Consider the following 24851-nt stretch of genomic DNA (forward strand, 5'->3'; position numbering starts at 1 on the left):
CACTCTGGCGACGGGAATTCAGTGGTCGCTTCGTACAGATAATAGTCCTAACTCCTACAAGATGCTTGCTTAAGGTCAATGAACTTTAGGCTAAGCCCTGCACCTGTATGATTCAGGCCGGCACTGGAAGTTGCAGCGATAATTCAGAAATGTGCGGCGAATGGGCCTGTTGCAGCTCTATCCAGGCATTCAGGTTTGCCCCCGTCATGCCTTTTCGCCACATCAACCATGTTGTGGCACTGGCAAAAGGTTGTTTCAAGGGGTGTACGCTTACATTTTCTCGCCCCGGCAAACTGGCCAACATCGACGCAGGCATCAACGCGACCCCCGAACCGGCCACCACACACGCCAGCATCCCTTGATAGGACTCGATCTCCATCACCCGCCCCATAGCCGCCCGATCACTGGCGTACCAGGCTTCCAGCCGCGCCCGGTATGAACAGCCCTGACGAAAGGTGAACACTTCACGACCCTGAACATCCCTGGCGCGGGTTATCGGTGGATGATCCAGATCACTGATCAGCACCAGACGCTCTTCGCAGAACTCCACGCCATCCAGTCCGGCCAGCTCCAGCGGGCCATCCACCAGCGCAGCGTCCAGGCGCCCGGTCAACAGGCCTTCGAGCAGTTCCCCACTGGGGGCCGATTGCACATGCAGATTCACTGCCGGATAAGCGCGGTGATAGCGAGCCAACAGACTCGGCAAATGAATCGCCGCTGTGCTGTACATCGTCCCCAGCGTGAACTTGCCCGCAGGTACCCCGCCTTGCACTGCGCCCAGCGCTTCATCATGCAGGGCGAATAGACGTGCGGTGTAGTCCAGCAGCACCTGCCCTGCCGGAGATAGCTGCAAGCGCTGGCGCTCGCGCATAAACAACTCAACTCCCATCTGCTCTTCCAGCTGTTTCAGGCGGGTCGACAAGTTGGAGGGCACGCGATGCAAACGTTCAGCCGCACGGGTAATCGAACCCTCTTCGGCCACGGCCTGAAAAATACGCAACTGACTGAACTCCACAACATTCTCCAAAACAGAACAAGTAGCTCACTATTATTCATTTTTAAGGAAAGTCAATTCACTCTAGCCTGACGGTCATTGTTCTCCCTCAGGAATCCGCAACATGTCGCCCCTGATCCGCATTCTCGCCAGCTTTATCGCGCTCATGATGGCAATGGGCATAGGTCGTTTCTCCCTGACCCCGCAACTGCCGCACTTGATCAGCGAAGGCCAGATCGACCTGACGGGTGCCGGCCTGATCGCCGCCGCCAACTATCTGGGTTATCTACTAGGCGCACTGGACGCCATGCGCGCCAGACGCCCCGAGCAGGTGCGCGCCCGCTTGCACACCGGCCTGTGGCTGTGCGTTGTACTGACCCTGATTTCGTATTGGGCCTACGGGTTCTGGCCGCACCTGCTGCTGCGCTTTGGTGCGGGTATCGCCAGTGCCTGGGTGATGGTGATGATTACCGCACTCAGTCAGCACATAGCCATTACGGCCAATCGCCCACGTCTGGGCGCCCTGGTGTTTGCTGGCCCCGGAGCAGGGGTGATGCTGACCGGGCTACTGGCCCTGGCAGCCAATATCAGCGGGCAGGGTTCCGCCACACTGTGGATGATCTATGCTGTGGCGGCACTGCTGATGCTGCTGGTGATTCTGCCTGCCCTGCCGCAACCTGCCCCGCCAGCCACCCGGCCCGCAGGGAACCAGGCCGAAGGCCGCCAACCCGGTATTGCCCGCCTGGGAGCGATTTATGGCCTGTATGGCCTGGGCTACATCATCCCGGCGACGTTTTTGTCACAGATGGCCAGCGCACGCTTCCACGGTCAGTGGCAAGCGGACCTTTTCTGGCCTGCATTCGGGCTGTGCGCGGCGACGGGCGTGGTATTGATCAGCTTTCGCCGCCCCCGGCCCACCACCACAGGCTTCTGGCTGATGGGCGGGTTGTGGATTCAAGCGCTTGGTGTACTGGCCTGCCTGCTGCCCGGCGGTACCGGGCTGGCTCTGGGGGTGATCCTGTGCGGCACGCCGTTTCTGGCCTGCATGCCGCTGGTCATGCAGCGCTCACGGGACCTCGCGCCCCACGCTACAGCGCGCAACGCAGCCTTGCTGACCGCCTGCTTCGCCGTGGGCCAGCTCTGCGGCCCATTGCTGGCAGCATTGAGCAGCCATTTCAGCGGCGGCTTGCAACCGGCATTGATCATCGCGGCCAGCGGGCTGCTGCTGGCCGGGGTACTGGCGTGGCAGTCGGTCAGTTCCCCAGCAGAGCGCGAACTTTGCGCCGCACCCACTGCTCGGCGCTGACAAAGGTAATGCCGCACAGCACCAGCACCGCGCCCACCACAAAGTTGATGCTCAGCGGCTCATGCAGCACCAGCACGCCAAAGGTCACCCCGAAGAGCGGGGTCATGAACGAGAACACCGCCAGGTTGGAAGCCATATAGCGCTTGAGCAGCCAGAACCACACCAGATAACTGAAAAACGACACCACCAGCCCCTGAAACAGCACGCTGGCGACCGCCACGGTGGTCAGGCTGACGTGGCCGATCTGGCCGCTGAAAGCGGCTATCAACAGCAGGCCGACAAAACCGACAATCAATTGATAGAACAGGGTCAGGGTCACCGGTGCTTCTGACAACCGCGAGCCGCGCACCACCACCGTGGTCGCGCCCCAGGCCATACCGGCCAGAATGGCGTAGGCATCGCCCAGCAGCACGTTGCGATCCATATCGGCAAATGACATGCCGCCCGCGAATGAGAAAGCGATCCCGGCAAACGCGAGCAATATCCCCAGCCATTGCAAAGGCCGCAAGCGCTCGCTGGGCAACAGCCAGTTAATCCCCAGCGCGGTAAAAATGGGTGCGGTATAGAGAAATACCGACATATGCGCCGCGCTCGTCAATTGCAGGCCTTCGGAGATAAAGAAAAACTCCAGGCCGAACAGGCTACCCGCCAACAAACCGCCACGCCAGGTGGCAGGCACCTGGCTCCAGCCACCCTTCCAGCAGATCAGCAACCCAACCAACAGAGCTGAAATGCCGGAGCGCATGGCGGCCTGCATAACGGGTGCAATATCTGGCGCCGCAAGCTTGATGATGACCTGTTGTACACCCCAGATCAGGCACAGCCCCAACATGACTTGCAGAGCGAAAGCATCCGTTGCTCGCCGCGAAACACTCATAGTTCACCCGAAAAAAAGCCATGCCAGAAACGGTCAGGAACAGCACAGAGATTGACGTGTTGCAGAAAGAGTCAGGACGCCCGCTTGCGTGCCGTCCAGTAGCCTGACAGCGCGGCAAGGCAGGTCAATAACCCGCCCCACGCCATGTCCATCAACGCCAACTGGGCCGACCAGCCTTGCAGGGTCGCCCAGTTGGTCATGTCATAGGTGCCGTAGGCCACCAGCCCGAAGAACGCGCCGCTCAATGCCGCTCTGCGCGCACTGCCACGGGCCAGTGCCGGCAACACTACAAAAAACACCACGCCCAGCACGTACAACAGATAAAACACGATGGCAGGCCCCCACTTGGGTTGAGCCAGCATCAGCGTACCCAGCAGTTCTTTGTAAGTAGAACTCATGAGCACGCCAAGCCACAGGCCGTCGAGCACCAGAAAAGCCAGTAACGCACCGATATACGCCCACACTGCCTTGCTCATGTCGCCAGCCCCTCGTGTTGGATCAGATCAGTTCGATGCGGTCCGCGTGGATCGCAATCTTGCCTTCCTTGTACAGCGCGCCAATGGCTTTTTTGAAGTTGCCCTTGCTCACGCCAAAATGATTGCTGATGACTTCAGGGGCACTTTTGTCGCTGACCGCGAGCACACCGTTGTTGTCGCGCAACTTGCTGAGGATCTTGGAGTTCAGGCTGCTGGCAGCTTCCTGACCGACCGGTTGCAGGCTGAGGCTGATCTTGCCGTCAGCACGGATTTCCTTGATGTAGCCTTTTTCCTGCTTGCCCGCACGCATGAACTTGAAGATTTCATTCTTGTGGATCAAGCCCCAATGCTTGTTGTTGATCACGGCTTTAAAGCCCATGTCCGTGGCCTCGGCCACCAACAGATCAACTTCCTGGCCGACCTGGTAATTGGCCGGGGTTTTGTCCAGGTAGCGGTCCAGACGGGCAGTCGCGGTGATGCGACGCGTGTGCTTGTCCAGGTAGACGTGCACCACGACATACTCGCCGGCAGTCATCTGACGTTTTTCTTCGGAATACGGCAACAGCAAATCTTTTGGCAAGCCCCAATCGAGGAATACACCAATGCTATTAACTTCAACCACTTTCAGGCTGGCGAATTCGCCAACTTGAACTTTTGGTTTTTCGGTGGTGGCAATTAACTTGTCAGCACTGTCCAAATAAACAAAGACGTTGAGCCAGTCTTCATCTTCGCTGGGAATATCTTTGGGAATATAACGATTGGGCAACAGGATTTCACCGTCGGCCCCGCCGTCCAGATACAAACCGAAGTTTGTATGTTTAACCACTTGCAAACTGTTGTAGCGACCGATTAAAGCCATGTCCAATACCCTCATTACGTAGGCGGCATTCTACCCGAGTTTAGGGGGGCAAATTGGAGCGCCGCAGCCCGGTATCCAAAAAATCTGCGAAAGGTTTGATTTATCAGGATTTTCCGTTACCCCTAGGGTGCCATTCGTCAGCCTGCCGGGGGTAGATCGCCCACCTGCGAACCTCTGAATTCACTTCAAAACCCTACGCTGTTATGAATTAAAACAGCGAGTTAGCGGATCTTTATGCAACTGGCCGAGCCGTATTGCAAAGCGGCCCTATTATTTTACGAAGATATTTAACAAGCAATTGTCAAGTATTTCAGGTACTATCGCTGGCCAAGTTATTTTCTACAGGTCAATAGCCGCCATGCGTGTAAAAGCATCCGCCAGCAAAGCAAAGCCAGCTCCCGCTGTTGAAACCAGTGATTCCATCAATGCTCAAATCGAAGCATTCCTGAAATCCGGCGGCGAGATTCAGCAAATCAACAAAGGCGTTAGCGGCCAAACTTTTGGCCCGTCCAAGCAAATCACGCTCGGCAAAAAGTAACACCCCCTCGCGTCATCTGGTCCTTATGCGCTTTGCCCTTCAAGGCGCTAGGACTATCGATTTATCCCCTTTGTTCCCCTGCTGCTCCCCTGACTCGAATCGATAAATCGACGAACGGAATTTTATTGCCGATTTTCCTGCGTATGCTCCGAAGGCTCTGAATCAAGCCTTTGAGCCCAAATAGGGAGCCGATCATGCTGACACGGGCGGTTTTGCTGGCCGGCACGCTGCTGACCAGCACCATTGCGGACGCACAGGTGTTCTCCCGCGAACTGGGCGACTTCGACCTCAAGCTGGCCACCCAGCCCAGCCGTAGCATGGCCCAGGGCCTGGTCAAACCCACAAGTGCAGGCTCGACCTTTCATGGCGGCCTGGACCTGACCCACGACAGTGGCTGGTATGTCGGCCAATGGGCGCCCACCATGGGCATCAAGCCAGGCAGCAATCTTGAAGTGGATTCGTACCTGGGCTACAAGCACCCCTTCGACCAGACCCTGAGCTATGAGCTGGGAGTCATCCATTACAGCTACCCCAAAGTCGATTCACTGGACAGCCAGCAGATCTTTGCCGGCCTCACCGTGCTGGGCACGCGCTTTGGCGCTGCTTTCAGCAATGACCCGAACCGCCGCGACAGCACCCTGTTTGCCGACCTTGGCGTCAACCAGCCGTTCGGTATCGGCGTGAGCATGAAATACACCACCCACCAATTGGGCACACCGGTGTCGATTGCCGAGGGCGGCAGCGTGCGTGCATTCAATGACTGGTCGATCAAGTTCTCGCGCCCCTGGATGGGCATCGACCTGAACCTGATCTACAGCGACTCCAGCCTGGACGGCACCGACTGTTCCGCCTATTCAGGGCAAAACACCCAGTGTGATGGGTTGCTGACATTTAAAGCCGAGCGGACGTTCTATTGAACGTCCCGCTCCCCCGGCGCATCGAATTTGAGGCAACAAAAAACCCGGCGCAGGCCGGGTTTTTTGTGAGCCATGCCAGCGATTTACTCAGCCGCTGGTGCTTCTGGCTTGCGGCGCTTGAGCGGCGCCATGCCGTCTTTGCTGACCAGCGACAGGGCGTCGGTCTTCGGGCGGTTGGCAATCTTGCGCTTGGTCGGTGCCTTGGCAGCCGACTTCTTCTTGACGCCCTTGGCGTCGGTCTTTTTCTTCTTCACGCCAACAGCCTTACCCGAAGCCTTGACGTTTTTCGGGCCGCCGTAGGTACCTTTGACTTCCTTGATGGTACGGCGCTCGAAGCTTTGCTTCAGGTAGCGCTCGACGCTGGACATCAGGTTCCAGTCGCCGTGGCAGATCAACGAGATGGCCAGGCCATCATTGCCCGCGCGGCCAGTACGGCCAATACGGTGAACGTATTCGTCGCCGCTGCGTGGCATATCGAAGTTGATCACCAGATCCAGGCCGTCAACGTCCAGGCCACGGGCCGCCACGTCGGTAGCTACCAGAATCTTGACGCCGCCCTGCTTCAGCCGATCAATGGCCAGCTTACGGTCCTTCTGGTCTTTTTCACCGTGCAAGACAAACGCTTTGTAGTCCTGAGCCACCAGACGACCGTAGATACGGTCAGCCATAGCGCGGGTATTGGTGAAAACGATCGCTTTTTGATACGTCTCGTTTGCCAGCAGCCAGTTAACTATTTGCTCTTTGTGCTGGTTGTGGTCAGCGGTGATGATTTGCTGACGCGTGGTAGCGTTCAGCTGGCTGACCTGATTGAGCTGCAAGTGCTCGGCATTGTTCAACACCTTGCCGATCATCTCGCGCAGACCCGAACCACCGGTGGTGGCCGAGAACAGCATGGTCTGCTGGCGATTAGGACACTCGTCGACCAGACGCTGGACGTCTTCGGAGAACCCCATGTCGAGCATGCGGTCGGCTTCGTCGAGCACCAGCACTTCAACTTCTTTCAAGTCCAGGTTGCCAGCGTTCAGTTGCTCCAGCAAACGGCCGGGGGTGCCGATCAGAATGTCCGGAACCTTGCGCAGCATGGCGGCCTGGACCTTGAAGTCTTCACCGCCGGTGATCAGACCGGACTTGATGAACGTGAACTGCGAAAAACGCTCAACTTCTTTCAGCGTTTGCTGTGCCAGCTCGCGGGTCGGCAGCAAAATCAACGCTTTGATGCTGACGCGGATTTTAGCTGGACCAATCAGACGATTCAGAATCGGCAGTACGAAAGCGGCAGTCTTGCCACTCCCGGTTTGAGCTGTAACCCGCAGGTCACGCCCTTCGAGCGCGAGCGGGATGGCCGCTGCTTGCACAGGCGTAGGCTCGACAAATTTAAGCTCGGCCACAGCTTTAAGCAGGCGTTCGTGCAGGGCGAAATCGGAAAACACGGGTGCTACCTCGAAGAAATACAAAAAATCAGCGGCATAGAGTAACGGTTTCGAGCGCCAAGGCCGAGATACTTTGCACGAACGGCATGAAACAAATGGTTTTTTAGGGTCTTTAGTCCAATCAAGGCCCACAAATCGCCCTGAAGTGCTCTAATCCCATGGCCATTTATCACTTGGATAACGTTTTAGCTTATGGATACTCAACCTCTCTGGAGCCAAATCCAGGACCTGTGGGCCAACCTGGATCAACATCCGTGGGTCTCGGCCATGCTGGGCCTGATCGTTCTGGTGGGCGTAGCCCTGCTGGCCGGTCACATTGCACGCATTATTGTCCTGCGCGTGACCAAAATGCTCGGTCGCCAACCGGCCCTGCACTGGATCAATGATTTACGCGAACACAAGGTGTTCCATCGCCTGGCGCAACTGACTCCCTCACTGATGGTGCAGTTCGGGCGCAATCTGGTGCCGGACATGAGTGACAACGGTCGCCACTTCCTCGGTAACCTGGCGCTGGCCATTACCATTTTTGTCCTTACCCGCGTCATCAGCTCGCTGCTGGACGCCTTGCTCGATATCTATTCGCGCACCAATTACGCCAAGACCCGGCCGATCAAGGGCTACATCCAGCTGACCAAAATGCTGCTGTATGTGTTTTCAGCCATCATCATTGTCGCCACGCTGATCGACCGTTCACCGATGTTGCTGCTGTCAGGGCTGGGGGCGATGTCGGCGGTGATCCTGTTGGTCTACAAGGACACTCTGCTGTCGTTCGTGGCCAGCGTGCAGTTGACCAGCAACGACTTGCTGCGGGTCGGCGACTGGATCGAGATGCCTCAGGTAGGCGCCGATGGCGATGTAATCGATATCACCCTGCACACCGTCAAGGTGCAGAATTTCGACAAGACCATTGTTTCAATCCCGACCTGGCGCTTGATGTCCGAGTCGTTCAAGAACTGGCGCGGCATGCAGCAGTCCGGCGGCCGCCGGATCAAACGCAGCTTGTTTATTGACGCAAGCGATGTTGCGTTCCTGACCGATGAGCAGGAGCAGCGTCTGGAAGGCGTGCGCTTGCTGAGCGATTACCTGCATCGCAAGAAAGCCGAACTCAAAAGCTGGAATGAAGCCCAGGGCAACGTGGCAGCCATGTCAGCCAACCGTCGGCGCATGACCAACATCGGTACTTTCCGCGCCTATGCCCTCGCCTACCTGAAAAGCCATGCCGATATCCAGCCAAACATGACCTGCATGGTGCGCCAGATGCAAACCACGCCTCAAGGCGTACCACTGGAGGTGTACTGCTTTACCCGGACCACGGTGTGGGACGAATACGAGCGCATTCAGGGCGATATCTTTGACTATCTGCTGTCAGTGCTGCCCGAGTTCGGTTTAAGCGTGTACCAGCAACCCAGCGGCAACGACCTGCGCAAGGGGTTGTTGAGCAGGATACCGATCGAAGAGTGATGTGCCTAGTCGGCGGCTGAAGGGTACGGGATGCGTAGCAAGCTGCCGAAGGCTGCGTTCGGCGTGGTGCGGCACCCCGACGAAGCCGTCGTCAAATCAAGCGACTCGGTGTATCCGCGATATTGAGTGCTCTGGTTTGACGACGGCTTCGCCGCCGGACGCAGCCTCGTTCATACGGCAGCTGCTACGGGCGGCTACAGGCTCAAGCCTGCTTGAACTGCGGGTCGCCAGTGAGTTTGAACAGCAACTCGATGCCCTGCGGCCAGGCGCCGTAGCCACCATCGCCATTGATATGCCCGGCATTCTCCAGCCACACCAGTTCACTGCCCCAGGCCTGGCTGAACGCCTCGGCACGCTCGCGGCTTACGTAAGGATCGTTGGTACTGGCTACGGTGATCGCATCAAAAGGCAGGGGATTGAGCGGCATGGGGCTAAAGCCAGTGGTGCCGGCCGGGTAACTTTCGGCCTCGGTATCACTTGGCGCCACCAGCAGCGCCCCACGTACGCGCCTTGCCTCCTTGGGGTGCTGCTGGGCCCAGCGGGCTATCAGCGTGCACGCCAGGCTATGCCCCACCAGCACCACAGGGCGCTCGCTCTTGGTGATCTTTTTATGCAGGTTCTGCACCCAGTCAATACAGACCGGGGTTTCCCAATCATCCTGCCTGACCCGGTGCAAACCGCTGTAGCGCTGCTCCCAGTGAGATTGCCAATGCTCTGTTCCTGAGTTGAACAGGCCCGGCAAGATCAACACCCTGACTGTCATTCCGACTCTCCCTTAAGGCGATAGATGGACTGAGGTTGACCTTAGACCGTCACAGCCCTGCGGTCTAGCCGGCTTATCCAGACGGCAATCAATATCACCAGCCCGCCCAGGAACAACCGCCCCAGAGGCTCGTGCTGATTCCAGATCAACAGGCTGAAAAACAGCCCCACCGGCACATGCACGTTGTTCATGACCGCCAGGGTAGCGCCACTGACCATGCACGCCCCCTTGTTCCACCAGTACAAGCCAAGCGCAGTGGAAACCAGCCCCAGAAACACCAGTACACCCCACTGCAAGGGGGCTTCAGGCCAGAAATCGGCTTTGCCGAACAGCACAAAAGCAGGCAATACCACAGCCAGCGCACCGAGATAAAAGTAGCCAAAGCGCCGGTAATGCGGCAAGTCGCTTGGGTAGCGTGCAACCAGATGTCGGTACATGACCTGACCGGCGGCATAAGTGAAGTTGCCCAGTTGCAGGAGCAGGAAACCCTTGAAAAAGTCTGGGCTGATGCTGTCAAAGCGAATCACCGCGGCGCCCATTACAGCCACCAGCGCCGCCACCAGCGCCCAGGGGTTGAAGCGACGGTTGATTGCATCTTCGATCAGTGTCACGTGCAGCGGCGTCAGGATGGTGAACAGCAACACCTCCGGCACCGTAAGCACACGAAAACTCAAGTACAGGCAGACGTAAGTGATGCCGAACTGCAGCGCCCCGATCAACAGCATGCCACGCATGAAACCGGGTTCGACCTGGCGCCAGCGCGTCAGTGGAATAAACACCAGCCCCGCCAGCACCACACGCACCAGCACCGCGAAATAGCTGTCGACGTGCCCCGCCAGATACTCGCCGATCAGGCTGAAAGAGAACGCCTGGATCAGGGTGACAAATAACAGATAGCCCATGTATCTCTCGCTCAGAAAACCTTAGTCGCTTGCTCGTTCACGCCGCGGCGAGCCCGATGGAATGCGCGACCTTAGCGGGTTTGTCCTGGAAGTAAAATGCTGGTTTTGTAATCTTGTCTGTGTAAGCGGGATTGAAGGCTTGGTATGCATCGCGCTAGAAATCAGTCAGGCGCTTCCATTCCTGCAACGCATCCGGGCCCAGCGGCCTGAACAACGCGGGATCGTGAAAGAGCGCCTGCTGGATATCGACTTCGCTCATGGTTGCGCTTTGCCCCATAAATGGCACCAACTGCCCGTGCCACAGGGCTCCGTCCGGGGTGAAATAACCACTTTTGTAGGGCCGTCCGGGGTAAATCTGCGCGTAGATTTTCTCGGCAAAATAATCCACCACACTTTCGTCATAATTGACCTCCGCGCCCGATATGGCCTGCAGACCGGCCCTGCGGTGGGAAGCGGCATGGACATACTCATGCACTACCGTCGAGCGCACCTTGTCGGCATCCACAAGACCGTTTACCACATAATCCGGATGATCCGTGGCGATGTGAATCTTGCCTTGTGGCGAGGTCCAGGCAACCGGGCTGGATTTTGCAGAAGTGGCATCGTAGGGAATGCCCATTTTGACCGCCAGATCACTGGCCGTTGTCGATATAACCTCAACCCCTTCCAGTTCGACGTTGAACCGGGTGCGAATTTCCTGCTCAATTCGCTTGAAATCGATGCCACTCGCAACTTTCCAGGGAGTGCTCGCTGGCAGGTTGTTCAGGTTGCGGTAAAGCTGCGGTCCGTCCGGTTCCGGAGTGAACAGGATTTCAGGGGCGGTCTCCCATTTCGATCTTGGCTTGGGTTGCAGGGTGATCTCCGGGGCCAGTTCCCAAACACCCGTGTTCTGGCCCTGAACGGGCCTGTAGGCAACAAAAGGGCCAGCCTGTTCGCCATCTGCATGCAACTGCCAGAATCTGTTTCTGACCCTTACTACCTCATAAAGCTCAGGCGGATCCCCAGCCGCGATATAGGATCTGTTGTCGAAGGTATGGACGCCAGCTGTCGTGTCGGGCTGCCGCCCTTGCAATGACACGTCGCTGCGCCGATAAACAGTCATGTCCTCCAACACCGCCAGCTTCCCTTCGCCATGCAGATTCCAGGTTTGCAGGCTGGCCGTTTCAAACACTTCATTTCCCCCGCCCTTGATCCCTCTTCGTTTCCATAACCCCGCCTCATCTGCTTCAGGCCTGGCGATTATCCCGCTGCTGAGCAGTTGCGAAGGATTGTGAGGATTTTTGACTCGCAACAAATAGTAGCCATCAGGGAGATCAGGGCTGGCAGAAACGAAGAATTGTTGCCGATTGAAATGTACGGCCCGGGCACCAGAAGTCAAACGCGGCCCGTAGGGGAGATTGGATACAGGATCAAGCAGGCGGTAGTCATTGGCAGTGGCGCTACCCATATTACGGACCTGTACACCCTGGACGTCGTTGACCCTGCGAAGCTCATCGCCTTGAACCATCGGTTTCCAGATCTCCGTATCCGTGACAGTCGCCAGCCCATGCTTGATTTCATGGCGCGCCACGCTTGAGAGCCTGGCCGTTTGCCTCAAGTGCTCGAGCCCTTTATCCGCCAGATTAGCACCGCCCTTGAACACTTTGCCGCTAGTCCACTTGAGCAACTGGGGCAGGCCATCCAGGGGGTTAAGCTCCTGGATCAGTGACACCACCAGCGTTCTGGCCAGTTTCCCCAGCCGGGGCAATACCGCTTTGAAACCGATCTTCCCGGCCGTGTTAATCACACGTGCTGCGCCCCCGGCAAATCGTACGACGGGCAAGAAAAACAACAGATCCAGAAGTACTCCAAATTTCCCCGATGCTCGGCGCACCTGATCATCGGAGAGCAAGTCGTCGATAGAACCCCAAAAAGGCGTAATTGCCTTCAAAAATGACAGCCCGGGATGCTCATAGTCGAAAGCTGTTACTCCTCGGGCAGCCGCACGGGCTTGATCCTTGTCGACATAAAGCGGAATCAGTCTGGCGATCTGTTTGCTGCGCGAGGAATTGAACGTATCGGGCAGAAGACGGCTCGTCTCGTCTAACGCAAGCAAACTGCCAAGCTCCTCGACAATTAACCTGGATCGGGAGATACCATTGGGCACGGGCTTCTGCCCGGTCCGGTAAGCATTTTCATCAAGATTCAAAACCGTGCCATGCCGGAAGTTGTGAATCCAGGTATGAATACCGATTTTTTTTGGAGCTATTACTCCCCCTACCAGCAACGGCTTGAGCCTTGGGCTCTCATGTATGTGAAGCGCCCTCGGGAAAATCTCGTAAATATCACAGGTTTGCGCTTTGCATACTTCGAGAATAAACCCCTGACGCAACATCAGTGAGTCCGTGATTTTGGGGGAGTCCTCCCTGACACTGCCCATACTTTCCGCTCTGACGCGCAACACCCTGATAGGACAGCACTCGATGTCCTGGCGCTGTTGCGTGGGCAGACTGTCCAGTAAAAACCTGACCACTGTCTGTTGTGCTGCTATAAGCGCAGCCTCATGAGCATCGTACTGCCGGTTGAACTCGTGCTCGATATCCACCGGCAACTTCTTTAGCCGTGAGAACAGCTCGGCACTTGCACGGATCTCTTCGGCACTTGGCATGGTTGTTGACGTGTGCGGGGGGAAATCAAGCTGCAGATGCTTGCCGGCTGCGTAAAGTTCAAACAGCGGAACGCTGCCCCTCGCAGCCGTGAACTTGCTGATATCGGGGTTCAGGCCGTGTTTGACCAGCTCTTTTTTTGCAATTTCAAGCCTTTCGGGAGCTGGTTTGAACAGGTCATTGGTTGCTTTAAGAATTGCGTGTTCATACGCATCCAGAGCCTTTACTGCTTGCTGAATCTCCACACTGGAATAGGCACCCAGTGCCATTTTTGGCACAACGCCATGCAGAGCAGCCCAGGCCAACAGTGGTGGCAGGCGCAAGGCAAGAATGGCGGCAGACTTTTCGCGAACCCCGGCCTGCTCCTGCCCGGTTGCCTTGGCGGGAAAAATCAGCCCCGGCCCTTGCTGGCCAGGCAACAAGATAACTTCCTGAAAGGTCATGCGCTGTGTCGAGCCTGGCTCGATGGCATGCGCCAGTTCGGCACCATGGCGCAAGTTGACCCAACTGGCCGAGCCGTAAGTCAGTTCGGCGGGAATATCGCGCACACTGAATTCCGCTGGCATGGCCGTTTGCAATAACCGCGCAAGCAGCGCTGCAAATGCTGGCGAAGTGGCTTGTCGTGAAGAGAGCAAATAGCTCTCAAAATCGCTGAGGATCCATGGGTAAGTCCTGCCCCATAGACGTTCCGAGTGCATATCGTAACCGGCGACTTCACCAGCCTGTGAGTAACGAAGCACAAGAGCCTTCCAGACCAGTTGGGTACTAAGCGTCACCAGACTGGACTCGCCATCGCCGGCGCCATACCACCCCAGGGTCTTAATCAATTCACGGCCCAGCCACTGACCGCCTTCTGAAGAGAGTAACTGTTGCAACGCGACTGCAGGTTGGGTGCCTGCGAAACGGGCAGGGTCAAAACCGGGAAAATAATGCGCCAGTACTTCCAGCGGCGGCAGAGCGTTAACACCTTGTGAGGGCTGCCGGGCCGATATAAATGCCTTGACGGCATTCAGGAGCTTTCGCTCCTGAGCGGCATTGAGCAGGCTGTCAATCAAGGGAGTGCCCCGCTCCATGCTCAAATACCGGACTGCATACTGTTCTTCAAGATCGCTCAGTGCATGCAGCCTGTCAGCCGCCGTAGTCGGGTCAGGCGGCATGATACGGTAGTACTTCAGCATTTCCGGGAGGGTTACGGACTCGCCGTAATCAAAAAGATAGGTTGGCCTGTCATTCTGCAAATAAGTTTCCAGATGTCTGCGCAGCCTGCCAGGAAGTGTTCCGGCAAGCGGCAAGCGCTGATACAGCACCTGCACGGCCTCACCACGCCACTCATCCTTGAACAACTGAAACTGGCGGCATACCTCGCTGATGGCGCACTGCAGTGCTGAATGCATGGCTGGCCGCAGCCTGCGCGAAGTAGGCACGTCAGCCTGCTTCAACATTTCGGACATTGCCTGCAAGTCCGCCAGGGTAGCTTCCGCCTGCTGTTTGAACGTATTTATGGGCGCATCGGGCACCGGCTCGGATTTTGTAGGCAATTGGTACTCAACAGCGATGTATCTCAATGGCCGGACAACGGCCTCCATGCTTTGAAGAAACTCCGGCACTGCCAATTCGATGCACTTCTCGCCTGCACATATGTAGAGCAGATCTACTTGAGCAGAAACGCTGAATGCCTCGCGATCAGCGGCCATCTCGCGCAGCACATCGCCGAACGGTCTGGAACTGACCAGTTGCAGATGCTCGGGATTGATCTTCCCGGCTGACAAATCGGTGATATGGCTGTCATCGCGGTAACCATTGAGGCTCAGGCTGTCCAGATCCAGGGGAGAAACCAGCGACTGGATCCGGGGGAATGTCTGCAGCAGTCCTTCAATCAAGGCGGCATCCCTCAACGGTTGCGCGGCGTGTTTTCCCTGCAGTGCCGCCTCACGCACCTGCAACACATGTCCGACACGGAATCTGGCTTTCAGATCAATTGCCTGCTCCAGATATAAGGGCTCTACCGCGCCAGAACGGATCAGGTGTGCACAACTGTCTTGCTGCCAGGCCAACAGCGTTGACATGCAGTGGGTAAAGGCAGCTTCGCTGGCAACGGCCGGATAGTCCGCTAGAGCCCGGGGGCTATGGGCAACAACAGCTTCCCGATGATTCAAGGCGACCCCGGCCAGCAACCAGGGATGGTTTTGCGGCTGATCCAGCCACAGGGTCATGGACTGATTGAACTCACTGCCCGAGGAAAACTCGATCAGCCCCTGACCAGGAATCAGCAGGATGACACCCGCAGAACTGTGAACGGGCGAGTCCCAGGGGCTACTGGTAAGAATCAGACATCCCGCCACCCGGGCCTCGATTCCAGGCACCCGCAGAATCAGTTCATAAACACCGGGGCTGTGCGTATCAACCACATCACCTGAGACTCTGGTTATCTGCTTGAGCATGGCCCCTCCTTCAGCCGTCAAGGTGCCATCGCGCATCCGCATATTGGCTTCAGCGTTCCTTTGTCTGGCCATTGCTTGTACCAGCCACACCTTGAGCGGCTGGTTCATCGGCAAGTCACGGGCGTAGCGATTGTCGGCGTCCTGCAGCAGCCTGCGCAGAGCACCCGGTTTCTCCAGACCGGAGTGACTGCGATAAGGATGGCCCGCAGTGGCCGAAGGGTATGTCCAGGTAGTCATTTGCCCGTCCGTGTTCATGTCTCCCGGATGCGCGGCCAACTTACCGCTCTCCCTGTAGGTCGTGAACAGCTGGGTAATGCTGCGGCTCTCCCACTCATGCCCGGATGCCCCAAGAACACCGAATACGAGTCGCTGCGGATCGACACCTGCCAGCTCATGGGGCGAGGCCAGGGCCATGGCAGACTTGAGCCCATCCAGCGGATTCCCGCTGTAATAAGCCACGATCTGACGCTGGCAGTGCGTGTAAGCCCGCGCCGCCACTTCCTTCAGCAAGGCTGTAAGCTGACTGGCGGTGTTGTCGTCGCCAACAATGCGTGCGCCTAGATCCCCATCGCTTCCTGCCTTGTCGAAAATCCCGACCATCCCCTGATAAACCGGCAGTTCACGGCTCGCCAGATATCGATTCAATTCCTCACTCAGACTCCGGGAACTGGCGGGCCTGGCAATCTGCTCTGTCTGATTCTGGTTCCACGCAAGCCGATAATCGGTGACATGCATCGCATCCAGATCAAACGCTTGCGAAACAAACGCAAATCGCCGGTGTAACGTTGTGCGAAACAGATCTCTGGCGGCAGCCAGAAACGTCGGCTGCCTGTCGAGGTGGCCAGCAATGGCGGCCTCCTCTTTATACAGTTGCTCTTCAGGCCGGGACGAAACAATGGACATGGTGCATCTGCCTCAATCAGTGACGTTTTGCCATGGGATAAGTCCCCGCACAAAACAACCGATGAGCAAACTAGCAGAGCGCGGCGGGATAAAAAGATAGATATGTAAGGCACCCGAGCCATCTCGAAATGCTTGGTGCCTGTACAAAATAGCCGGGCAAAAAAAACCCGATCTAGCGCACGGGCTGATCGGGCATGAGCACTCAAAAAAGTGCAAAGGGAGGTTCGATGCGCGAACCGCTTGCTTGAAGGAGCAATAAAACAATTAAGCCATCGGGCGATTATCTGTCGATTAACAGACTAAGCGATGGCAGTCAGCCTGGCCTTGGCCTGATTCAAGCCTTTCTCCTGGAAGTCACCGCCCAGGTTCAGGCCTTCGGCATGGATAAAGGTCACATCGTGAATGCCGATAAAAGCCAGGACTTGCCGTAGATAGGGTTCCTGATGGTCCGAGGTGCTACCCGCATATAGCCCGCCGCGTGCGGTCAGCACGTATGCTTTCTTGCCGGTCAAAAGCCCCTGCGGCCCGGTTTCGGTGTACTTGAAGGTTACGCCGGCCCGCAACACGTGATCCAGCCAGGCTTTGAGCGTGCTCGGTATCGCGAAGTTGTACATGGGCGCCGCCAGCACCAGCACATCAGCGCCGAGTACCTCATCGGTCAACTCGTCGGAACGCTTCAGGGAAGCTTGTTCGTCTGCACTGCGTTGCGCTTCGGGCTTCATCCAGCCACCCAACAGGTTGGCATCAAGGTGCGGCACCGGGTTCAATGCAAGGTCACGTACGGTGACCTGATCAGCTGGACGGGCCGCTTGCCACTGGCTGATGAACTGCCGGGTCAACTGACGGGAAAAAGAGCCTTGTTGGCGGGCACTGCTTTCAATGATCAGAACATTGGACATGGCGGATAAGCTCCATCTGTAAATGCTGTAAGACGATGGAGCCAAGGTTAGAGAGCATTGCTTCGATAAAAAAGCGCAATTACCTGCTACAACCTATCTATAAACCTGTTTGTTTAGCGGTATCCTGTAGCCACTCCAACACCAGAGGAATTCATCGTGAAAGCGCCCCGCGTGACCCTTGATCAATGGCGCACCTTGCAGGCGGTGGTTGACCACGGTGGCTTCGCCCAAGCCGCTGAAGTACTCCACCGCTCGCAGTCGTCTGTCAGCTACACCGTGGCCCGCATGCAGGATCAGCTCGGCGTGCCGCTGCTACGCATCGACGGGCGCAAGGCGGTGCTGACCGAAGCGGGCGGCGTGTTGCTGCGCCGTTCGCGGCAACTGGTCAAGCAGGCCAGCCAGCTTGAAGACCTCGCCCATCATATGGAGCAAGGCTGGGAGGCCGAGGTGCGCCTGGTCGTCGACGCTGCCTACCCCAACGCCCGGCTGGTGCGTGCCCTGACAGCCTTTATGCCGCAAAGCCGGGGCTGTCGCGTGCGTCTGCGTGAAGAAGTGTTGTCCGGCGTCGAGGAGGTGCTGCTCGAAGGCGTGGCAGATCTGGCCATCAGCAGCTTCAATATTCCCGGCTATCTGGGTACCGAATTGAGCACCGTGGAATTTGTCGCCGTGGCCCACCCCGACCACCCGCTGCATCGCCTGCAGCGCGAGTTGCACTTCCAGGATCTCGAAAGCCAGTTACAAGTGGTGATTCGTGATTCCGGGCGCCAGCAGCCACGCGACGTCGGCTGGCTGGGCTCCGAACAGCGCTGGACCGTGGGCAGCCTGGCCACGGCGGCCGCCTTCGTGAGCAGCGGGCTGGGGTTTGCCTGGTTGCCGCGGCACATGATCGAGCGGGAGCTCAAGGAAGGCGTGCTCAAGCCACTCCCCCTCAACCAGGGCGGCAACCGCCACCCGGTGTTTTTCCTGTACGCCAACAAGGACAAACCATTGGGCCCGGCGACACAGATTCTTGTCGAATTGTTGCAAACTTTCGACACGGCGCCGCTGGATGCGCCTTTCGCCGCGCCGCAGCAAGCGTGAACAGCAGTGGGCAGGAACCTGATTCGAGAATATCCTGTCCAACACCCGCCGCCCGTGAACATCTGCCATTGCAAGATGTGGCACGGGCACTGGTTCAATGCCCCCGGTGTCACTGCCGGTGTGGCATTGAACGGTCACCCAACTTTTCAGGATCACTGAACCATGCTTAAAAAAATTGCTCTTGCCGCTGGCGCCCTGCTGTTCGCTGCCAACCTTATGGCGGCTGACGCTGCCAAAGCGCCTCATGTGGTGCTGGAAACCAGCTTTGGCAAGATCGAAATCGAACTGGATCCGGTCAAGGCTCCAATCAGCACTGAAAACTTTCTCAAGTATGTCGACAGCGGTTTTTACAGCAACACCATTTTTCACCGTGTGATCCCGGGCTTCATGGTGCAGGGTGGCGGTTTTACCTCGCAGATGGTGCAAAAGCAGACCCGCGACCCGATCAAGAACGAAGCCAGCAACGGCTTGCATAACGTTCGCGGGACCCTGTCGATGGCACGCACCTCGAACCCGAACTCGGCCACCAGCCAATTCTTTATCAACGTGGCGGACAATGCGTTTCTGGACCCGGGCCGTGATGCCGGTTACGCCGTATTCGCCAAGGTGGTAAATGGCATGGATGTGGTTGACCAGATCGTCAACTCGCAAACCACCACCAAACAAGGCATGCAAAATGTGCCAATCGATCCGGTATTGATCAAGTCGGCCAAGCGCGTCGACTGACAGTTAGCAGACTGCAGGGAGCCTTGACCGGCGCCCCGTAGCAGCTGCCGAAGGAACGAGGCTGCTCCGCTGCACCGGTCACACCACTAAAGGAGAGCCCGCATTGCGGGCGTCAGTGCCAATGCTTTATCGTCGTTTCGAAAAACTGATCGATATTTTTCGTGAAGCCCCGACTCCGGCCCCTCCAAGCACTGTCTGGGCGTTTTATCTCTACTACCTGCGCCAGGTGTGGCCCGTGTTCGCCGCCTTGCTGGTGGTCGGGCTGATCGCGGCACTGATCGAAGTATCGTTGTTCAGCTACTTGAGCACGCTGATCGACCTGACCCAGGGCACGCCCAACACTGACTTTTTCAAGGTCCACAGCGGTGAGCTGATCTGGATGGCCGTGGTCGCGCTGATCATACGCCCGGTGTTCTTCGGCCTCCATGACCTGCTGGTGCACCAGACCCTGAGCCCAAGCATGACCAGCATGATCCGCTGGCAAAACCACAGTTATGTGCTCAAGCAAAGCCTCAACTTTTTCCAGAACGATTTTGCCGGGCGCATCGCCCAGCGCATCATGCAAACAGGCAACTCCCTGCGAGATTCGGCAGTTCAGGCCGTCGACGCGCTGTGGCACGTCCTGATCTATGCCATCAGTTCGCTGGTGCTGTTTGCCGAAGCCGACTGGCGCCTGATGATCCCTCTGCTGACCTGGATCCTGTGCTACATCGGCGCCTTGTATTACTTCGTGCCAAGGGTCAAGGAGCGCTCGGTGGTGTCTTCCGATGCGCGCTCCAAACTGATGGGGCGCATCGTCGACGGCTACACCAACATCACCACCCTCAAATTGTTCGCCCACACCAACTTCGAGCAGCAGTACGCGCGCGAAGCCATTATCGAGCAAACCGAAAAAACCCGCCTGGCCAGTCGCGTCGTCACCAGCATGGACGTGACAATCACCAGCTTGAATGGCCTGCTGATCGTCAGCACCAGCGGCCTGGCCCTCTGGCTGTGGAGCCAGTCGCTGATCAGCGTCGGCGCCATTGCCCTCGCCACCGGCCTGGTGATCCGTATCGTCAACATGTCCGGCTGGATCATGTGGGTGGTCAACGGCATATTCGAAAACATCGGCATGGTCCAGGATGGCCTGGAGACCATCGCCCAACCTGTCGCCGTAACCGACCGCGATCAGGCCCCGCGCCTGATCGTCAACTGTGGCGAAGTGCGCTTTGAACACGTCGACTTCCACTACGGCAAGCGCAGCGGGATCATCAGCGACCTTAACCTGGTGATTGAACCCGGTGAAAAAATCGGCCTGATCGGCCCCTCGGGTGCCGGCAAGTCAACCCTGGTGAACCTGCTGCTGCGTCTGTATGACCTGCAGGGCGGTCGCATCCTGATCGACAATCAGAACATAGCCGAAGTGACGCAGGAAAGCCTGCGCGAACAGATCGGAATGATTACCCAGGACACCTCGTTGCTGCATCGTTCGATCCGCGACAATTTGCTCTATGGCAAACCGGACGCCACCGACGAAGAACTCTGGGAAGCCGTGCGCAAGGCCCGTGCCGATGAGTTTATCCCGCTACTGTCTGACGCACAGGGCCGCACCGGCTTCGATGCCCACGTGGGCGAGCGCGGCGTCAAGCTGTCCGGCGGGCAACGCCAGCGTATTGCCATTGCTCGCGTGCTGCTCAAGAACGCTCCGATCCTGATCATGGACGAGGCCACCTCGGCACTGGACTCCGAAGTAGAGGCCGCGATCCAGGAAAGCCTGGAAACCCTGATGCAGGGTAAAACCGTGATTGCCATCGCCCACCGCCTTTCCACCATCGCACGCATGGACCGCCTGGTGGTCCTGGAAAACGGCCATATCGCCGAAACCGGCACCCACAACGAACTGCTCGCCAAAGGCGGTTTGTACTCGCGGTTGTGGCAGCACCAGACTGGAGGTTTTGTCGGCATTGACTGAGCGCCTGTAACGCCAGTGAAACTCAACGCCAGCGCCCGGTTTTAAAAGGGTCTGGCGTTTTTTATGGCACTGGCTAAAAATCCGGAGAGTGCTGTACTGAAAATAGGATTCGGGAGAATTCTGCTGTGAACCGCAGGAAGCGACGCTGCTTCAATTGCACGATAGATTTATCTATCCGGGATCGCTTCCATGACCTTATTCAAACGTTCTGTAACTGAGTTGCTGGGTACTTTCTGGTTAGTGCTGGGCGGTTGTGGTAGTGCCGTACTCGCTGCCGCGTTTCCTGATGTCGGCATCGGCCTGCTGGGGGTCGCGCTGGCATTTGGCCTGACCGTGGTGACCATGGCCTTCGCCATCGGCCATATCAGTGGCTGCCATCTCAACCCGGCCGTGTCGTTCGGCTTGTGGGTGGGCGGGCGTTTTCCTGCCAAAGAACTGCCTGCGTATATCATTGCCCAAGTTCTGGGCGGCGTGATTGCGGCCGGGCTCCTGTACATGATTGCCAGCGGCAAGCCCGGCTTTGACCTGGCGGCAAGCGGGCTCGCAGCCAACGGTTATGGCGCGCACTCCCCAGGCGGCTATTCGATGGTTTCGGGGCTCATCTGTGAAATCACCATGAGCGCCATGTTTATCCTGATCATCATGGGCGTCACTGACAAACGGGTGCCTGCTGGGCACGCGCCTCTCGCCATCGGCCTGGCGCTGACGTTGATCCACCTGATCTCGATCCCGGTAACCAACACCTCGGTCAACCCGGCGCGCAGCACAGGCCCGGCGCTGATCGTGGGCGGCTGGGCACTTCAGCAGTTGTGGATGTTCTGGTTGGCGCCGATGGTGGGCGCGGCCATTGGTGCAGTGGTCTATCGCTGGCTGGGCAAAGAAGACAGCTGAACAGCCAGAGTCAGGGGTCAGGCCTGCCGATAAGGCAGCGCCGACCTCGCCTCTTCGGCATACGCCAGCACCCCAACCCGCTCACGCTGCAAAAAGTCACTCACGGCCGCCTTCAGGCCCTGATGGCGCAGGTAATGCCAAGAATGAGTGATCACCGGCTCAAAACCGCGGATCAACTTGTGTTCGCCTTGAGCCCCTGCATCAAAACGCCGGATACCGTGGGCGATGGCGTAATCCATGCCCTGGTAGAAACACGCCTCGAAATGCAGGCGGTCAAACTCGCCAAGGCATCCCCAATACCGACCATAGAAACTGTCGCCACCGATCAGGCTAAAGGCCATAGCAACCGGAGTTGCCCCCTGTTTGGCCAGCACGACGCGAATCGATTCCGGCATACGCTCGGCCAGCAGGCTGAAAAAATCCCGCGTCAGATATGGCGTTTGCCGACGCACAGCGTAGGTGTTGGCATAGCAAGCGTAGACAAAATCCCATTGCGCTTCGCTGACTTGCTGGCCTTCCAGCCATTCAAACTCAAACCCCTGCCCCGCCACTTGCTCGCGCTCTTTGCGCATCTGTTTGCGCTTGCGTGAACTCAAGGCATCGAGGAAATCCTGAAAATCCCGATACCCGCGGTTCTGCCAATGAAACTGACAGCCCAGCCGTTGCATCCAGCCGGGCTGTTGCGCCAACGCCCTATCGGCCAGCGGATCGGTAAAATTGATGTGGGCGCTGGACAGCCCTTCGATCTGCAGATAACCGGGCAAGGCTGCCAGCAGCTCGAGCCCATCCTCGGCACGGGCGGCCAACAGCCGTGGGCCGCTGACCGGGCTGAACGGTACCGCCGTGAGCAACTTGGGGTAGTACTCGATGCCTGCCCGCTCGCAGGCCTGCGCCCACTCATGATCAAACACGTACTCTCCGTAGGAATGCCATTTGCGATAACTGGGCAGCGCCGCCTGCAACTGCCCATTTTCGTAATGCAGCAAATGCTCGGGCTGCCAGCCGGAATGAGGCCCAAGGCTGGCACTGTCTTCCAGGGCACTGAGAAAGGCATGCCGCAAAAAAGGCTGGGCCACCGGCACCAGCGCATCCCATTCATGGGCGGGGATGGCGGACAGGCTGTCGAGTCGTTCAAGCGGCATTAATAGTCCTCAAGGCGCGGCGTAGACGCGATGGTATCACCCAACCAGTGAATCGCTTCACTGTCACAGACTTGCTATCACTCTGCCACTTTTCTGTCATATCCACCCGCGATACTGACGCCGCTTCTTAGAACACGGGGTTATGAGCGACCTGTTTGCCAACACGCTCATGACACACCAAGCCTCGTTAACGTGAGCCCGTAAAGGGCCGATTTTTCTTGGGGTGGCTAGGGCCATCTCAGCACTGGGAGATTCATAATGCGTCTTGTATCTACACGGGTTGCTGCGGGACTGTGTGGCGGCCTGGTATTGGCCATGAGCGTTCCGGCCAGCGCTGCGGTCGATGCCAAACTGCTCGAAATGCTTAAAGCCAACGGCTCCATTTCGCCTGCACAATACTCCGAGCTGCAAACTGAACTCGCCAGTGAGAATCAAGCCAAGCAAGAAGCTGCCGCCGATCAGGTGAAGAAATCCGATCTCAGTGCCTTCGAACAGAAAGTCGCCTGGGCCGCCAAAACCGAACTCAAGGGCGATGTCCGGGTTCGTCAGGAAACCGTCAAAATCGACGGCGAATCCGACGGCAAGAACAAGGACCGTCAGCGTATTCGTGCCCGTCTGGGCGCCTACACCGAAATCAACCCGCAGGTGAACACCGGTATCCGTATCGCTACTGGTGGCGGCGATGATGCACGCTCCACCAACCAGGACCTGGACAACTACTTCGACAAGAAGCAGCTGTGGCTGGACATGGCCTTCATCGACTACCACCCGACCGCCGTCAAGGACCTGCACCTGATTGCCGGCAAGATGCCACAACCGTGGGTCAACATGGGCGATGTGATCTGGGATAGCGATATCAACCCGGAAGGTCTGGCCGCCACTTACAAGCACAACCTGGGCAACAGCGGCGTCGAGATGTTTGGTAGCGCCGGTTACTACACCCTCAAGGACAACGTTGACGGTGAAGGCGTGCAATTCAAACACGACCTGAGCCTGTATGCCGGCCAGTTGGGTGCACGTTTCGCACCAACCGACAGCCTGAAAGTGACCTTGGGCGGTAGCGTTTACAGCTACAACAACGACAAGGACAGCAAGTGCCCGACTACCGGGACCAAGACCACTCCTTGCGCGCTCGCCGTCAACGGCAACAGCACCGACGAGTTCCGTCTGTACGAAGGCTTCGGTCAGGTCGATATCGCCAACCTGCCATTGCCGCTGTCGCTGTACGGCCAATACGTGCACAACGCTGCCACCGACAGCGATCAGGACGATGCCTGGCTGGTGGGTTTCAAATCCAAGCTCAACGCCTTCAGCCTGGACTACAACTACCGCGATATTCAGCGTAACGCCGTGGTCGGCGCGTTCACCGACTCTGACTTCGCCAACGGTACTACCGGTTCTCGCGGTCACAAGTTCAAAGTGGGTTACGAAATCGACAAGAACTTCGGTGTCGGCGTGACGTACTTCCTGACCAAGGCCGACTACGCGACCTCCACCCAGAAAGATGCCAAGGCCAACACCTTGCAACTGGACCTGGAAGCCAAGTTCTAAAAGCAGGTTTCATGCAACAGACAACACGCTGGAGTCGTCCAGCGTTTTGTATCTCAAAAGCACAGCGAGGATGGCGTCGGCCCCCATCACATCCAC

At 57.6% G+C, this 24851-nt stretch carries 19 protein-coding genes; 9 read left to right on the plus strand and 10 right to left on the minus strand.

Translation table 11 applies throughout. The features are described from left to right. Window positions 1-112 precede the first annotated feature (112 nt). Complete coding sequence (gene ptrR / locus CJU81_RS18010; RefSeq protein ID WP_095037710.1) at window positions 113-1015, minus strand: putrescine utilization regulator PtrR; 903 nt, start codon at window positions 1013-1015, stop codon at window positions 113-115. Between the two features lie 103 nt (window positions 1016-1118). On the opposite strand from ptrR, the gene CJU81_RS18015 reads away from it, so the two are divergent. Further along, window positions 1119-2300, plus strand: a complete 1182-nt coding sequence (locus tag CJU81_RS18015) for an MFS transporter (RefSeq protein ID WP_095037711.1) — start codon at window positions 1119-1121, stop codon at window positions 2298-2300. Here CJU81_RS18015 and CJU81_RS18020 read toward each other — a convergent pair. The 3 genes from CJU81_RS18020 to CJU81_RS18030 form a co-directional block, all read right to left on the minus strand. Beyond that, window positions 2248-3177: a DMT family transporter gene (locus tag CJU81_RS18020; RefSeq protein ID WP_095037712.1), complete on the minus strand. Its 930-nt coding sequence runs from the start codon at window positions 3175-3177 to the stop codon at window positions 2248-2250. The two genes, CJU81_RS18015 and CJU81_RS18020, sit on opposite strands and share 53 nt — an antisense overlap. 71 nt (window positions 3178-3248) lie before the next feature. Further along, on the minus strand, window positions 3249-3653 hold the full coding sequence (locus tag CJU81_RS18025) for a DUF2177 family protein (RefSeq protein ID WP_095037713.1): 405 nt from the start codon (window positions 3651-3653) through the stop codon (window positions 3249-3251). Window positions 3654-3675: 22 nt separating this feature from the next. Further along, window positions 3676-4512, minus strand: coding sequence for a CvfB family protein (locus CJU81_RS18030; protein ID WP_095028788.1), 837 nt, complete (start codon window positions 4510-4512; stop codon window positions 3676-3678). Between the two features lie 358 nt (window positions 4513-4870). On the opposite strand from CJU81_RS18030, the gene CJU81_RS18035 reads away from it, so the two are divergent. Both CJU81_RS18035 and CJU81_RS18040 read left to right on the plus strand, forming a co-directional pair. Beyond that, window positions 4871-5050 (plus strand): hypothetical protein, encoded by a 180-nt coding sequence (locus tag CJU81_RS18035; RefSeq protein ID WP_003441690.1) that lies wholly within the window; start codon window positions 4871-4873, stop codon window positions 5048-5050. Window positions 5051-5244: 194 nt separating this feature from the next. Continuing rightward, window positions 5245-5967, plus strand: coding sequence for a TorF family putative porin (locus tag CJU81_RS18040; RefSeq protein ID WP_095037714.1), 723 nt, complete (start codon window positions 5245-5247; stop codon window positions 5965-5967). A gap of 83 nt (window positions 5968-6050) precedes the next feature. On the opposite strand, the gene CJU81_RS18045 is transcribed toward CJU81_RS18040, so the two are convergent. Continuing rightward, window positions 6051-7397: a DEAD/DEAH box helicase gene (locus tag CJU81_RS18045; RefSeq protein WP_095037715.1), complete on the minus strand. Its 1347-nt coding sequence runs from the start codon at window positions 7395-7397 to the stop codon at window positions 6051-6053. A gap of 192 nt (window positions 7398-7589) precedes the next feature. Between CJU81_RS18045 and CJU81_RS18050 the strand changes: the two genes are divergently transcribed. Further along, window positions 7590-8858 (plus strand): mechanosensitive ion channel family protein, encoded by a 1269-nt coding sequence (locus CJU81_RS18050; protein ID WP_095037716.1) that lies wholly within the window; start codon window positions 7590-7592, stop codon window positions 8856-8858. 202 nt (window positions 8859-9060) lie between these two features. Here CJU81_RS18050 and CJU81_RS18055 read toward each other — a convergent pair whose 3' ends face one another. From CJU81_RS18055 to CJU81_RS18070, 4 genes are all read right to left on the minus strand, one after another. Then, the gene (locus CJU81_RS18055; RefSeq protein ID WP_095037717.1) at window positions 9061-9621 is read right to left on the minus strand and encodes an RBBP9/YdeN family alpha/beta hydrolase; all 561 of its coding nucleotides are present in this window, start codon (window positions 9619-9621) and stop codon (window positions 9061-9063) included. A gap of 41 nt (window positions 9622-9662) precedes the next feature. Then, a complete protein-coding gene (locus CJU81_RS18060; RefSeq protein ID WP_095037718.1) occupies window positions 9663-10523 on the minus strand; it encodes a DMT family transporter in 861 nt (286 codons plus the stop codon). Between the two features lie 154 nt (window positions 10524-10677). Continuing rightward, a complete protein-coding gene (locus CJU81_RS18065) occupies window positions 10678-16512 on the minus strand; it encodes a hypothetical protein (protein WP_095037719.1) in 5835 nt (1944 codons plus the stop codon). 299 nt (window positions 16513-16811) lie between these two features. Further along, complete coding sequence (locus tag CJU81_RS18070; RefSeq protein WP_095028795.1) at window positions 16812-17411, minus strand: FMN-dependent NADH-azoreductase; 600 nt, start codon at window positions 17409-17411, stop codon at window positions 16812-16814. Window positions 17412-17567: 156 nt separating this feature from the next. On the opposite strand from CJU81_RS18070, the gene CJU81_RS18075 reads away from it, so the two are divergent. From CJU81_RS18075 to aqpZ, 4 genes are all read left to right on the plus strand, one after another. After that, window positions 17568-18491, plus strand: coding sequence for a LysR family transcriptional regulator (locus tag CJU81_RS18075; RefSeq protein WP_029611509.1), 924 nt, complete (start codon window positions 17568-17570; stop codon window positions 18489-18491). Between the two features lie 162 nt (window positions 18492-18653). Next, window positions 18654-19217, plus strand: a complete 564-nt coding sequence (locus CJU81_RS18080; RefSeq protein WP_095037720.1) for a peptidylprolyl isomerase — start codon at window positions 18654-18656, stop codon at window positions 19215-19217. Between the two features lie 121 nt (window positions 19218-19338). Next, window positions 19339-21171, plus strand: coding sequence for an ABC transporter ATP-binding protein (locus tag CJU81_RS18085; protein ID WP_095037721.1), 1833 nt, complete (start codon window positions 19339-19341; stop codon window positions 21169-21171). Between the two features lie 189 nt (window positions 21172-21360). Then, a complete protein-coding gene (gene aqpZ / locus CJU81_RS18090; protein ID WP_095037722.1) occupies window positions 21361-22062 on the plus strand; it encodes an aquaporin Z in 702 nt (233 codons plus the stop codon). Between the two features lie 17 nt (window positions 22063-22079). Here aqpZ and CJU81_RS18095 read toward each other — a convergent pair whose 3' ends face one another. Further along, window positions 22080-23204 carry a GNAT family N-acetyltransferase gene (locus CJU81_RS18095; RefSeq protein WP_095037723.1) on the minus strand — a complete coding sequence of 375 codons (1125 nt, stop codon included), beginning with the start codon at window positions 23202-23204 and terminating at the stop codon, window positions 22080-22082. A 258-nt stretch (window positions 23205-23462) separates the two neighbouring features. Between CJU81_RS18095 and CJU81_RS18100 the strand changes: the two genes are divergently transcribed. After that, the gene (locus CJU81_RS18100; RefSeq protein WP_162939307.1) at window positions 23463-24755 is read left to right on the plus strand and encodes a putative porin; all 1293 of its coding nucleotides are present in this window, start codon (window positions 23463-23465) and stop codon (window positions 24753-24755) included. The last annotated feature ends 96 nt before the right edge of the window (window positions 24756-24851 follow it).

The organism is Pseudomonas fragi (assembly GCF_002269505.1).
GTDB classification, from domain to species: domain Bacteria; phylum Pseudomonadota; class Gammaproteobacteria; order Pseudomonadales; family Pseudomonadaceae; genus Aquipseudomonas; species Aquipseudomonas fragi_D.